Raw genomic sequence first — 14,163 nt, 5'->3', positions numbered from 1 at the left:
ATAATTTGATTAACCAATTTAAATAAAAATAGGCATAAAAATGTTAAATATAGAAAATAAATGGGCGCTAGTAACGGGTGCTAGTCGAGGGATCGGTCTTCGTGTTGCTAAAGAGTTAGCTAAACAAGGCTGTAAACTCATCATTCATTCTCGACAATTAGCCAGTACTAGAGATTTGCTTAATGAATTAACCACAGCGGGTCATGAAGTTTATGCTGTAGCGGCTGAACTTAATTCAATCTCTCAAGTAGAGCATTTAATTACTGAAGTGAAAGCCTTAAGTAATAACCACCTAGATATACTGTATAATAATGCAGCAATCATGACGACGTATCAGCCACTCTTTGCTCCAACGGCAGAGGAATACCTACACAGCTTTATGGTTAATAGTATTGCACCGGCTAAGTTATGTGATGCTTTTCTTCCAGGGATGCTAGCACGTAACTGGGGACGTATTGTTAATGTTTCTTCAGGCATTAGTAATCAACCTGAATTGATGGCATATAGTTGTTCAAAAGCCGCTCTTGAAAGGTATGTTCGCGATATGATGCCGACGCTATTAGGCACTAACGTATTAATGAACTTACTCGACCCTGGTTGGTTAAAAACAGACCTTGGCGGCTCCTTTGCCCCTAACGATGTCGATTCAGTACTGCCCGGTGCACTTATTCCCATACTATTAGAAAAAGAGCAAGGAAGTGGTATTTTATTTTGCGCCCAAGATTATGTTGGTTAACATTATGCTTAGTATCAGGCTTAAGTTTTGAGCTTAAGTTTCGAGCTTAAGTTTCGAGCTTAAGTATCGATGGGCTAATGACGCTTTATTAAAGATAGCTAGTCTGTGGAACAAAGAGTATTAGCTCAATCAGAAAATAATTTTTATTTGTACTTTTTAATTGTAATTTATCTTGAGTAATCGTTAATGAAATCACTAAAAAATAGAAACATACGTTGGGGGATTATCGGCTTAGGTAATATAGCCAATAAATTTGCAACAGACTTATTAACGGTAAAAGATGCTGAGCTATATGGCGTTGCTTCAAGAACACAGCAAAAAGCCAATGATTTTGCCGATAAATATCACGCGACTAAAGCTTACAGCAGTTATAAGGCGCTCGTGAATGATAAAAATGTTGACGCTATTTACATAGCAACACCACATTCAATGCATAAAGAAAATGCGCTGCTGTGCTTAGAGCGTGGTATCGCGGTGCTATGTGAAAAACCTTTTGCCATGAATAAAGATGAAGTGCAATGCATGATTGATGCTGCAACGGCAAATAATACTCTGCTAATGGAAGGGCTCTGGACCTATTTTCTTCCCCATTATAATTTTGTTTTAAATAAACTGACTGATAAAACTTACGGAAATCTACATAAAGTTGAAGCAGATTTTGGTTTCGCAAGAGAATTTAACCAAGAAGCTAGGCTGTTTAATAAATCATTAGGCGGAGGCAGTCTTTTAGATATTGGCATTTATCCTATTTTTGCAGCACTCACTACCCTTGGCATGCCAGAGACCATGACCGCTGAAGCAACATTTTTTGCTAATGGCGCAGACTCTTCCTGTTCAATGGTCTTTAACTATAAAAATAACGCGGTAGCCGTATTGAAATCGACACTCTTGGAGTCGACGCCAAGTGAAGCGGTGTTTTATTGTGAACAAGGTAATATTAAAATTAACAGTGGCTTTAACAGCCCTTCAACCGTCACTTTAGTAACCGATACCAAAGAAGAAGTTATCTCTTTTAATGGCAAAACCTATGGCTATGATCACCAAATCAACCATTTTAACGAACTGTTACGTCAAGGGAAAAAGGAAAGCCATATCATGACCTTTAATTTTAGTCGCCAGCTTATCGAAACTTTAGATAGCGTTAGAAAACTTATTGATTTGAAATATTAATTGTAGATGTTGATTGTAGATGTTGATTATAGATATTGATTTGAAATATTAATTGTAGATGTTGATTGTAGATATTGATTTGAAATATTAATTGTAGATATTAATTGTAGATATTGATTGTAGATATTGATTGTAGATATTGATTTGAAATGTTGGTTTGAAATCTTGATGGTTAGCACGATTAAAGTCATGTTAATGGTATCGCGCTTTTAACGCCAAGCGTCTTAAGCAATAAGCCATTATCAATGCATATAACGCGATGATAATGGCTTTATTTTAATGACGCTTTATGACTGTTCTATCGGTAACAAGGTTATTTCAACACGGCGGTTAAGCTCGCGACCTGCAGCTGTTTTGTTCGTTACTGCCGGTTGTGTTTCACCAAAGCCAACAGTTTCTAAACGATCACTAAGGATTTTTTGTCCACGAAGATAATTAGCGACTGAGCCAGCTCGGTCTTCAGACAATTTTTGGTTATGCTGGGCAGAGCCACTAGAGTCAGTGTGACCAGAAACAACAATAATGGTTTGGTTATATTCTTCAAGCACCAAAGAAACAGAATCTAATACGCTAGTAAAATTGCTGTTAATGTTTGAGCTGTTCGAAGCAAAAGTAATGTTGCCTGGCATAACAAGGTTAATTTTGTCGCCGTCACGCACAATACTCACGCCACTGTCGCGCAATTGCTTACGCAATTTAGCTTCTTGAGTGTCCATATAGTAGCCAATACCACCACCGATTGCGGCGCCACCTGATGCTGCTGCTAAAATACGTTTGTTGCGTGTTCTGCTGTCTTTGTCTTTATTGTCTATAAAGGCAATAACTGCTGCTAAGCTTGCGCCCGCTGTTGCGCCTATAGCTGTTTTACTGGTTTTACTTTCACCTGTGTAGGGATCAAATGTTGTACAGGCTTGTAGCAATAATATCGCAGATGCGGTGGTGATTATTTTTTTCATGGTGAATTTCCTTTATTGGCCTTATTGCTTATTGTACAAAGCTTGGGCTATTAATAAATTACTGCAGGGGCAGTCTTGCCATTATTGCTTTTCGTCTATGTATTTTAAGGCACAAAAAAACCCGATGGAGACTCGGGCCTGAATATATAACGAAAATACACATATCTAAAACAACGCTAACTTTATACTTAATATTTATAACATTCAAGCTTCCTAAATTAATTACTGATGTTATATTTACCGAGAAGTGTTGTACCAAGAGCGCTAACTACTATATCTTAGCGGCATGAGTATTCTATGGAAAAACCGATGCCGTTAGCAGCAGATTTTAGACATTTTATTGACGAAGCGGGTAACGTTCTCGAACTTACTGACCAAGCAAAAGTAGTTTTTGTTTTTCTGAGTAAAATTGTATTAGCCCTTTCTGAAAATATTGAGCAACCGCTCGTTCACGTTAACTTAAAATGTAATACTCGTGCTAAACAACTCTCGTGTACTGGAGAAATTCAAGCCAAATCAATAACCTTAGGGCTAATTGAATGGCATTGCGACACTTGCCAAGCTTGTGGAACGATTACTCATTGGCAAGGAAGTCGTTGGGATAAGCAGCAACGCGTTATACATTAGGTCTACTTCAGTAATAAAAGTATTGCTAGATAATAAAAGAGCTAATGCTAGGCACGAACGCCAGCGCTTAAAATCTTCAGAACATACGATTTTAAGAGAATGTTCGTGGTTTACATTACGGGATTTAGCTAATTAATTGTGTCGATAATAATCACTTCACAGTCAATTAACGCCCTGAGTAAAATTGTCGTTGACTGAGTGACTTCAGCACCATCTCCTGCGTTCATGGTGATAATTTTTGAGCTATCTTCTACTTTAAACATACCTGCTGAAGCTAATATATAAGCTTGATGGTCAATGCTATGCTCAATAACGGTTCCTTTCGCTAATTTCCCTCCATAGATGCGTGTTTCTTGGTTAATAAACAGCGCCTTATTTTTATCTGCTGGGTAGCCAGATACTAACAATGTCAGCGCTGATAGCTGCTCAGTAGGAAATTTCTTACTTTCCCAGCGAGGTGCCACATCAATTTTATTAGTTTCAATCCAAATTTGATAAAAAGTTAATGGATTTTTAGTGCGATTATATTCTGAATGTACAATACCTGTACCTGCACTCATCACTTGAACTTCACCCGCTTTCGTTGTGCCTTTATTGCCGGTACTGTCTTGATGAGTGAGCGCACCTGAACGAATAAAACTGATAATTTCCATATTACGGTGTGGGTGCGAAGGAAAGCCCATGCCCTGTTCAACCCAATCATCATTAACAACACGTAACTTTCCAAACCCCATCCGGCTTGGATTGTAATAATTAGCAAAGCTAAAATGATGTTTAGATTTAAGCCAGCCATGGTTAGCGCTACCTAAGCTTTTATAAAGATAATGTTTTATCATCAAATTTCCTTAATATTTATTTATCTGGCTTTATTTAGCAGTCAAACCTTTAACCTATTAACCATTAGTATTGACGATTACGGTCATGTGGCGCATCAAAGTTTTCCGCTGCGCCCAAAGGGACAATACCTGTTGGATTAATCGTTAAATGACTCGCGTAGTAATGTGTCTTAGTGTATTCCAAGTCAACCGTCTCTTTAATGCCAGGTACTTGATAAAGTTCATTAACATAGTTCTTAATATGATGAAATTCGCTGATTTTTTGGCGATTACACTTAAAGTGACAATGATATACCGCATCAAAACGGATCAGTGTGGTGAACAAACGCCAATCCGCTTCGGTTATTTTGTCAGCCACTAAATACCGCTGTTTTGATAAGAGTACGTCTAGCCAATCTAAGCTGTCAAATAAGCTGTTGTATGCATTATTATAAGCCGCTTGTGTCGTCGCAAAACCTGCTTTGTAAACACCATTATTAATAGTGTCATAAATACGCGTATTTACTGTTTCTATGGCTTCTCGTTGCTCAACGGGATAGTAATCATCAACATTACCTGTTAACTCGTTAAATGCTGAATTAAACATTCTACTGATTTCGATGGATTCATTATTAACAATCGTCTGAGTTTTTTTATCCCATAAAATAGGGACAGTCACGCGTCCTTCATAGCTAGGATCTGCTTTTAAATATAATTGGTAGGCATAATCTAGCTGATAAAGCGGATCCCCCTTATCACCAAACGTCCAACCATTTACCATCATTTTAGCTTCAACAACACTCACCGAAATAATTGTTTCAAGTTGCTTTAACTTTCTAAATATTAGTGTTCTGTGTGCCCAAGGGCACGCCAACGAAACATATAAATGGTAACGGCCCGCTTCCGGTTTAAATTGACTGTTAACATCTGATGAAATTTGACTTCTAAAACGACTATCTTGACGAACAAATTGCCCTTTACTTTTATTGGTGTCATACCATTGGTCGACCCATCTACCGTTAACAATTAATCCCATAACAAACCCCTTAAATTTATTGATTTAGCCATTAGTACTATTAATGGCAGATAATTTAGCTATCTTACATGTTACGTATTTTTAATTAGCTTTCGAGATACGTGACTATCAATAGAGTACTTTCCGCCACCTTGAACAAATAGCGCAAGCGTTATCGCTAGTAACGATAAGGCAAACTCATAACCGTTATTACTCATAAATAGACCATTACTGATATGAACACTAAAGATGGCCACTATCATGGTAATAGCCAAAACAAAACTGACAGGTCTAGTGAGAAAACCAATCAATAATAATATGCCACCAAAAAACTCAGCACTACCCGCCATTAATGCCATAAAGAAGCCCGGCGTAAGCCCTATAGATTGCATCCACTGTCCGGTTCCCTCTAATCCATAACCGCCAAACCAAGCAAATAACTTTTGCGCACCATGAGCGCTAAAAATTAACCCGGCAATTAATCGCAGCGGTAAGCTTGATAAATATTGTTCAGTTTTAGTGATACTATTGATGGTATTTATAAATGACATTTTAATACTCTTTAATGACTAATGATTTAATATGTAGCTATTGTAAAGGTTGAGTTACCATTGAATAACCCCTATTATTTGTTTTTTATGTTCAAATAATTTGAACAATTAAATGTCTGGATAATAGCTATGAAAACGCCACCTATTAGTATTGAAGCATTACTTGTATTAGATGCTATTGAAACGCGTGGCACTTATGCGGCCGCAGCAGAACAATTGAATAAAGTTCCTTCAGCGCTTTCTTATATCGTTCAAAAGTTAGAAGAACAGTTAAACGTGACACTCTTTCAACGACAAGGCCGTCGCGCCGTGTTAACGCCAGCAGGCAAGCATTTATTATCAGAGGGCCGTAAAGTACTAACGGCCATTAATACCCTTTCAGAACAAACTCAAACAATTGCTAATGGCTGGGAACCCAAGATCCGTATTGCTTGCGATTCCATTATTGATATAAAAACTATTTTTAAAGGCATAGAAGCTTTTTTACTCGCCCATCAAAATATTGAAATTGATGTGCGAGAAGAAGTAATGAACGGCACGTGGGAGGCATTAATTGAAGATAAGGTCGACTTAGTTATTGGCGCTCCTTCACCTGTGCCCAATCAAAAAGGTATTAGGGCAATAAAAATTGCAGTGTCTGAAAATGTTTTAGTGGTTAACAAAGTACATCAATTAGCCCTTATTAAAGGGCCGCTTGAATCAGCACACTTATCAAAATATAGAAATGTCGTCGTTCATGACTCAGCTCAACATGAGATCCCCTGGTCAGTTAATATTATCCAAGGCAGTCAACATTTTTTTGTTAGCTCGATTGCGATAAAAATTGAAGCGATTATTGCAGGGATTGGCATCGGATACTTACCCAGAAACCTCATCCAACATCATATTGAATCAGGCCAACTGGTGGTTATTAAATTAGCAGAAGAGCGCCCACTGCAAGACTTATTTATGGCATGGAAAATAACCAACAAAGGTAAAGGATTAAAGAAATTAATCGCTCTCTTATCGGCACAATAAACTAGCAATAATAGTTAACCTTAAACCTTTAATTACTAATATAAATATCATTAATACAAGAGTAGACGTTTTTATCTATTTCATTTAAAGTCGCCCCACAATTTGTAGCTTAAAAGCTAATTTTTTCTGCCGATAACTTTATTTACGGCATAAGTGTGTGAGAGACCTTTCGATGAGTAATAACCTTTGGGAACAACTATTTTCTATCAGCGAGACCTTAAATGAATCTGCAGAATCAAAAGAAGAAAAACTCAAAATATTAATCAAGCATTTAGCCTCTATTAATATCACCCATGAACGTTCATTTGATCCAGCCGAAAATTTTGAAGCCTATGTCGCAGTTGATTTATGTGAAGCTATACATAAAGTTTTAAAGCAAAACTAAAGTGTAATGCAGTAATGTGAGCTAGGTTGTAAATTAACATATTAAAAATAGATACAAGTGTGCTTTACATTAATAGTTTTCAGTCATTAATGAGTTTATAAACTTCAAATAAGTGCTTTATTGATCGCTGCATGCCAGTAATGATTCCCTGGATCTGATGGAAACCCTAATGGATGCTGCCAAATATTTTTGGCCTTAGTTTCATCTCCAGCTTGTCGAAGTGCAATGCCAAAATCGTAGTTATCTCGTGCAGCAGCTTGACGATTAGACTCTATATCTATATCACGTTCAAAAAAGTATTCTTGCCAATAAGCAACAGCTGCTTGTGAATTTTTTTTTCAAACAAGCTAATCTAGCCTAATAAGGTAATAGTTCTTTGATATTTCTCTCAGATTTTAACCAACGATTTTTTATTCAGTGGTTTAACAAACAACACTAAATTGAAAGCGCTATAATAAGTCACTTATCTTGACAGAGACTATATTTTTGCTTCTTCACCTGAGCTTATGGTTAAATGTGCGAGAGCGATATGAATATACTCAAAACTTGTCAGTCGATTAATGGTATTGATTCAAGTAACTGGCTAGTTAAACTAGTATGACTAGCGCGATATAATAACCCCACAAATAAATTATTAAGAATATTATGGCAAAAGATAAAACAACTTATGTTTGCACTGAGTGTGGTGAAAATCATCCTCGATGGTTAGGTCAATGTTCAAGTTGTTCAGCTTGGAACAGCATCACAGAATTTAAAGAGTCCAAGGTAATAACCCAGCGCACACCAAGCAAAAACGCTCACCGAGGTTACTCTAAAGAAGATGCAAAGATAGATAAGTTGAGTGAAGTCTCTGATATGGACTTAACTCGATTTGACACCGGTAGCTCTGAATTCAATCGAGTGTTAGGCGGTGGTATTGTTGAAGGTTCTGTAATTCTGGTAGCGGGTGACCCTGGTGCGGGTAAAAGTACATTATTGTTAAAAACATGTGCTCATTTAAGTCAAATAGGTAAATCTTTATATACCTCAGGCGAAGAATCTAAAGGGCAAGTAAGAGACCGCGGTTTAAGGCTACAAGCCGACATTTCTAAAATTGACATAATGAACTCCGGTGACGTAGAGCTTATCTGTAATGTCATGGTCACCGATGGTTATAAATTCCTTGTTGTTGATTCTATCCAGACGGCATTTATTAGTTCACTGCCCAATTCTCCTGGCGGTGTTACTCAAGTCAAAGAATCCGCTGCTATGCTAAACCGACTAGCGAAAGAGCATGGCGTTACCGTAATATTAGTTTGTCATGTTTCTAAATCCGGAGATATGGCGGGGCCTAGAGTACTTGAGCACATCGGCGATTGTATGTGTAAAATAGAGCCGGAAGCTGACAGTAAATACCGAACGCTTAGAACCTCTAAAAACCGCTTTGGTGACACCACAGAAATAGCCACTTTTGCCATGACAGCCAAAGGTATGCAAGATGTTGTAAACCCATCGGCCATCTTTTTAGATAAAGATGGTGCTGAATCGAGTGGGAATATGGCCTATGCATCAAACGATACCGGAAGAACTTTATTAATCAATATTCAATCGCTGGTCACCGAATCTCAAGCTGAAAATCCTATTAGAGGTGGTGTTGGCTTTGATTATAAACGCATGCAAATGCTGTTAGCCATATTGAGAAGTCGCATGGGAGTCAATATTGGCGGTAATGATATTTACGTAAACGTGGTATCAGGTGTTAACTTAACCAAAGATGTTGGCTCAGATCTACCTTTGATCCTCGCAATGATATCGTCATCAAGAGAGCATAAGTTTTCCGTCAATACAATTGCCTTTGGAGAAATAGGGTTAGATGGCAGTGTAAGACCCGTGCCTTCAGGTGAAGAGCGCGTCAAAGAAGCGATTCGTAACGACTTTAAAGTCATCATATTACCCAAACGTAATTACAATAAACGTTTAGAAACTAAAGGGGTTACCTTGATACCCGTGTCTCATGTTAAAGACGTGCTAGAAATTTTCTGACACTAGGCTTTGTGTTTAACAATAAAGGTCAGCAGCCTAGTTAACTAATAATCTAGTTTGCTGACCTCTGTTTTTGTGGTCAATAGTAGATACTGCATCTTATACAAACAAAGATGATGACAATGACTGGAGTATGAGAATTTTTCAGTATTTCATCACGCTATTTATAACGGCATATCACTTTTCAGATATCCTGGAACTAATAAAGTGTTAAATTAAAAAGGATTTTAATGAATCAAACTGGACTTTATGAACGGCTATTATCGTTATTAGAAATATGATGGCTAAATAAATAGAGAATTCATTGGCTTTATCTGTATCCCATTTAACAATTTTTCCTTTCAAACGCATTTATTCATCCTTGAACTGCCAACTGCCAACTGCCAACTAATTATAGTAGTTCCTAAAATATAACTTATTGCTTTTACTTATGAAACCTTATTGTTTTATTCGTTAACAGTTACAAAACTCATTGGCTAATTTATAGTAAAACATTTTTAAACTATAGGTTTTCATAGCTATTTCGCATTATTTAATTTACCAATTCTGGCCATTTTATTTTGGCAGTATCGAGACCATTTTTACAGCTCATTGGTTCATTACCTTTGTAGTTTCTACATCCCCAAAACTCACCATTTTTACTTGAGCGTAACACCATTTCAGCATGACATTTTTCACACGTCGGTATGACGCTTTTACAGGCGTCATTCAAACAAAACTTAAAACCTGGGTGACGTTTACGTGTCATTGGACTTTGGCAGCTAGCACAGGATTTCTCTTTATGCTCGCAGCGAGGAAAGTGTGAACATGAATAAAAATCGCCAAAGCGCCCTGTTCGTTTCTTTAAGGTGCCTGTTTCACAAACCAAGCAGTTGATCTCATCCATAAATGATTGACTGGCTGTGCTGTCAAATTCATCAAGTTCGATGTTATGATCGCTGGCTAGCTCTTTCACAAAACAGCTAGCTTCAGTCATATCGGCAATAACATAAACCCTATCTTTAGCCCTTGTTAGGGCAACATAAAATAATCGTCGTTCCTCGGCATAAGCAAAGGCTTCTTTTTTTGCGAGTAAGGCGTCGAGTAATGCTGGCGTTACTTTTTCTGAAGGGAAACCATGAGCACCTTTTTTGAGTCCGAGAATAATGACATAATCGGCTTCCTTTCCTTTAGAGGCATGAAAAGATTGAGATTCAATAGTTAATAGCGGATATTGATTATTTAATCGATTTAGATCGACTTTATCCGGTAATTGAAACCAAAAACGCGCTAATAAATAAACACTTACCGGCTTACACGCTTTAGCTGAAATAGCCGCTAAAACATCATCGATTGCACCATTGGCCATTTCATCAACAATACCTTTTTTTGAAGAATTTAATGCGCCATTCTCTCGTTTAAGTAATGAAACTGCGGGTGCTTTGACTTGTTTTAACGATTTTATTTTTTTCTTAATTTGTGCTGGGTTTTGGCTAATAAAGTCTGTTGCCACCTTGCCTATTTGGTTATTAAATCGAAAGGTTTGGTCTAAAGCTGAATGAGTGGTAACGCCAAAGTAATGTGCAAACCCTGTGGTTAAGGTAATGTCAGCGCCACTAAAGCGATATATCGCCTGCCAATCATCACCAACAGCAAAAACTGAACAGGCTTTATTATTGTCACGTAAGGCTTTAACTAACCGTGCTCTTGGCTCTGATATATCTTGAAATTCATCGACCATGATGTAACGCCATGGCGAATTAAATTTCCCCTCTTGCACATACCCTAATGCTTTATTAATCATATCTTCAAAATCAATTTCAGCGCGAGATGTTAAGTGTTCATCATAAGCAATTAAAATCGGTTTAAGCAACGTTAATGCTTTCGTGGTCTGCTTTGGGTCAGAAGAATTGATGATCACATTATTTTCTAACGAATGGTCTAAACACGCGGTTTTATAAAGTCCTACTAGCTGACAAAACATTTGGGCAAGTGTTGTTATCCGCCCACTTTCTTTTAAATTTTCGAGTATCGCTTCATCAGGGAGTAATTCAAACTTAACTTGATGATCATTAAAAAATGATTCTAAAGCGCTAATTAACTGCCCTTTTTTATGATGGGCATAGGTAAATTCAAGACAAAGAGTGTTAAATTTCTTATGGGTGTCTCGTTTCCACTGAATAGAGGTGTGATATTCATCTTTATTGATGTAAGACGCTGTATTACCGTTCTCATCTACTCCGTAATATTCAATATAGACATTAAGTTCAGGTAGAAAAAAGTCTGGTTGGTATTGTCTGCGCTCGATTGTTTTTACATCATAAACGTAGCTAGCTTCATACTGGTATTCTATTCCGTGGTTAAATAACCAATTAGCAATATAAAGCTCACCAAAACTCTTAACCTTCTCTCCTTTTAAACTACGAATATCATTATCGTTTAAATATTGATAATACTCACCTAGGCTTTCAAAGTCAGAATAATTACGTTCAACGTAATAGTATTTACTGAAGTACTCTATGATAAGTTGACGATATTGGCCTTGCTCATTAATTAAGGTTTCAAAACACCTTTGGATCCACTTAGCTTTTGCTTTTTCATCTTCGGCGAATACCGATAAACTAGGCTTTTTCCCCTCAACTTGAGCAATAATATTAAGACCTAAACGATGAAAGGTCGTTGCACTAATTTTATCAGTCGATAATTTTTCTTTTATTCTTGTATCCATTTCATCAGCCGCTTTTCGACCATAAGCTAATAATAAAATGTCACTATGCTGCGCTTGTTGGCTGTTAAGTAAATAACCAGCTCGGCCAACCATCACACTGGTTTTACCTGTTCCTGCGCCAGCTAACAACAAGTTATTATCATTGTCGATAATACAGGCGCGCCGTTGACATAATGTTAAAGGATTAGTCTCGACACAATCAAAAAAGGCTTGGTGGGCTTGAAGCTGTTGCTTGATATAACGTTCACGACAATCGTCTATAGCCTGCTCTTGCCAGTGATGGTAATTCGACAGCTGCTGCAGCTGCTTAGCAACCAATGGCAGTGCTTTGCTGGTATTGATCCAAGGAAACCAACGCTTGAGTTCTTTATTAACTAATGACTGAATAACATCAATATTTGACTGACGTAAGTAGCGAGTGGTGATAATTTTTTTGATGGTCGTTAATAAGGCCTCAGCTGGCTTAATGTTGGCTAACGCCCAAAGTTTCTCACACTCACTCTTCTGTTCGCGTTTAGCATTGAAGGCAAGCATACTATAAGCATAACTTTTATCTGCCGTTTGCAGTGTCATTATGTGCCCAAAAAAGCTGATATGAAACATTGGCGGTGTTATGAGTTCTTGCCATTTAATTTGGCTTAAGGTGTTTTCAACATCAATAGATAAGCCGAACTCAGTAATATTAATTTTCGTAGTTTTACCAATAAAGCGCCCAAAAACACTTGAAGATATACATTTCATTTACAGCACAGACCTAGATATAGAAAAATTCGACTTACCCTAAGCTGCAATTCTACCACTAGTGTAAAGGTAATTCTGTGTTCAGCAGACCAAATCTCATATACGATCAACAAATACTCGCGTTTAAATTTTATAAAATACCACTGATCTGTTTATTATTGACCCTTCTCCATTAACCATATAATTTCTTAGGCCACTAGGAACCGCTCATAGTAGATAAAACAATTAACAAGACACTCATTCTAAACAACAATTAACAAGACACTCATTCTAAACTGAAATAGCTTGAAGCTTATTTTCATTATCAAAAACAAAAAAACGACACACTTACCTTCAAGTTCAAACCTTAATTGGCTTAACTTTCTAGGTAAGACATGTTTAATTTCATAGAGACAATTAATAAGACACTCATTCTAAACTCAAATAGCTTGAAGCTTATTTTTATTATTAAAAATAAAAAAACGACATACTTACTTTCAAGTTCAAACCTTAATTGGCTTAACTTTCTAGGTAAAACATGTTTGATTTCATAGTACTCAACCTCTGACGTCCATAAAAGGTATTCAAATTTACCCCAGTTTTTTTCTGTAAATAGCTCAAGGTGTTCAACAATAACTTTGTATGAATATCTTTCATAAATTCCGCATTGTTAATTATTTTATCTTCAGCTCTATCCTTAAAAAATTAAGCATCTGTGACCAACTCCTATTTGTTCAACAAGAGTTACAAATTTGTCATCACCTAACCTACAAACTAAATCTTATTTAATGTCATTGTAATTATTTGCTTCCCACCCTACACTCGGTTTCACAATAAAATAAAAATAACAAGAACAACAATGGCTCAGAATAGTAAATTCACTACGCTGTTTGTTAACTACACGGCTAATATTAAGCGCTATATCAATAAAATCGCCAGTCCTGATGACATTGATGATATTATACAAGAGACGTTTATTCGAACTTATGAAGCCGATCTCAAAGAAGAAATAAAATACGCTCGTAGTTTTATTCTTAAAACAGCTAAAAATCTTGCGCTAAATCACGTAAATAAGTGGGATAATAAATACAGTGATTCATTAGATGATTCTGCTGACGCTTTAATTGGATTAACCTCGCTGAAATTTGAAGAACAATTTGAGAGTAAGGAACGTTTCCTATTATTTTGCCGAGCGACAGAGCAATTATCTAACGTAGTCCGCAAAACATTTATATTAAAAAAAGTTTACGGCTTCAGCCAAAAGGAAATAGCTAACTATTTAAACCTTAGTGAAAGTACAGTTGAGAAACATGTCGCTAAGGGCTTATTAAAGTGCGCTGAATATATGGAAAGGATTGAGCAAAATAGTATACCAAAAGCTTCAACCTTAAAAAATAACGCACGTTCAATTATAAAATAAAGTATAAATTAAAAAAGAATAT

Annotated in this window: 12 protein-coding genes; 7 read left to right on the top strand and 5 right to left on the bottom strand. The window is 36.8% G+C overall.

Annotated elements, in window-relative coordinates:
* The first annotated feature begins 40 nt into the window (after window positions 1-40).
* Window positions 41-736 carry an SDR family NAD(P)-dependent oxidoreductase gene (locus A3Q34_RS17720; RefSeq protein WP_070376551.1) on the top strand — a complete coding sequence of 232 codons (696 nt, stop codon included), beginning with the start codon at window positions 41-43 and terminating at the stop codon, window positions 734-736.
* Between the two features lie 186 nt (window positions 737-922).
* Complete coding sequence (locus tag A3Q34_RS17715) at window positions 923-1,906, top strand: Gfo/Idh/MocA family protein (RefSeq protein WP_070376550.1); 984 nt, start codon at window positions 923-925, stop codon at window positions 1,904-1,906.
* 287 nt (window positions 1,907-2,193) lie between these two features.
* Here the strand turns inward: A3Q34_RS17715 and A3Q34_RS17710 are convergent, their stop codons facing one another.
* Window positions 2,194-2,862 carry an OmpA family protein gene (locus A3Q34_RS17710; protein WP_070376549.1) on the bottom strand — a complete coding sequence of 223 codons (669 nt, stop codon included), beginning with the start codon at window positions 2,860-2,862 and terminating at the stop codon, window positions 2,194-2,196.
* Window positions 2,863-3,159: 297 nt separating this feature from the next.
* Here A3Q34_RS17710 and A3Q34_RS17705 point away from each other — a divergent pair, with 297 nt between their 5' ends.
* A complete protein-coding gene (locus tag A3Q34_RS17705; RefSeq protein ID WP_231907381.1) occupies window positions 3,160-3,489 on the top strand; it encodes a hypothetical protein in 330 nt (109 codons plus the stop codon).
* Between the two features lie 128 nt (window positions 3,490-3,617).
* Here A3Q34_RS17705 and A3Q34_RS17700 read toward each other — a convergent pair whose 3' ends face one another.
* The 3 genes from A3Q34_RS17700 to A3Q34_RS17690 form a co-directional block, all read right to left on the bottom strand.
* Window positions 3,618-4,325 carry a pirin family protein gene (locus A3Q34_RS17700; protein ID WP_070376547.1) on the bottom strand — a complete coding sequence of 236 codons (708 nt, stop codon included), beginning with the start codon at window positions 4,323-4,325 and terminating at the stop codon, window positions 3,618-3,620.
* A 64-nt stretch (window positions 4,326-4,389) separates the two neighbouring features.
* Entirely contained in the window at window positions 4,390-5,340 is a 951-nt protein-coding gene (locus A3Q34_RS17695; RefSeq protein ID WP_070376546.1) for a glutathione S-transferase family protein, read from the bottom strand.
* A gap of 71 nt (window positions 5,341-5,411) precedes the next feature.
* Window positions 5,412-5,870: a DoxX family protein gene (locus A3Q34_RS17690; RefSeq protein ID WP_070376545.1), complete on the bottom strand. Its 459-nt coding sequence runs from the start codon at window positions 5,868-5,870 to the stop codon at window positions 5,412-5,414.
* 129 nt (window positions 5,871-5,999) lie between these two features.
* On the opposite strand from A3Q34_RS17690, the gene A3Q34_RS17685 reads away from it, so the two are divergent.
* The 3 genes from A3Q34_RS17685 (at window position 6,000) to radA (ending at window position 9,294) form a co-directional block, all read left to right on the top strand.
* Window positions 6,000-6,887, top strand: a complete 888-nt coding sequence (locus A3Q34_RS17685; RefSeq protein WP_070376544.1) for a LysR substrate-binding domain-containing protein — start codon at window positions 6,000-6,002, stop codon at window positions 6,885-6,887.
* Window positions 6,888-7,059: 172 nt separating this feature from the next.
* Entirely contained in the window at window positions 7,060-7,272 is a 213-nt protein-coding gene (locus A3Q34_RS17680) for a hypothetical protein (protein ID WP_070376543.1), read from the top strand.
* Window positions 7,273-7,917: 645 nt separating this feature from the next.
* A complete protein-coding gene (gene radA, locus A3Q34_RS17675; RefSeq protein ID WP_070376542.1) occupies window positions 7,918-9,294 on the top strand; it encodes a DNA repair protein RadA in 1,377 nt (458 codons plus the stop codon).
* A gap of 532 nt (window positions 9,295-9,826) precedes the next feature.
* Here radA and A3Q34_RS17670 read toward each other — a convergent pair.
* Window positions 9,827-12,742: a UvrD-helicase domain-containing protein gene (locus A3Q34_RS17670; RefSeq protein ID WP_070376541.1), complete on the bottom strand. Its 2,916-nt coding sequence runs from the start codon at window positions 12,740-12,742 to the stop codon at window positions 9,827-9,829.
* An 838-nt stretch (window positions 12,743-13,580) separates the two neighbouring features.
* On the opposite strand from A3Q34_RS17670, the gene A3Q34_RS17665 reads away from it, so the two are divergent.
* Complete coding sequence (locus A3Q34_RS17665) at window positions 13,581-14,141, top strand: RNA polymerase sigma factor (RefSeq protein ID WP_070376540.1); 561 nt, start codon at window positions 13,581-13,583, stop codon at window positions 14,139-14,141.
* Window positions 14,142-14,163 lie beyond the last annotated feature (22 nt).

Source organism: Colwellia sp. PAMC 20917 (assembly GCF_001767295.1).
Lineage (GTDB): Bacteria > Pseudomonadota > Gammaproteobacteria > Enterobacterales > Alteromonadaceae > Colwellia_A.
The sequence above is the reverse complement of the archived record's forward strand: the minus strand, read 5'-3'. Positions and strand labels throughout refer to the sequence as shown.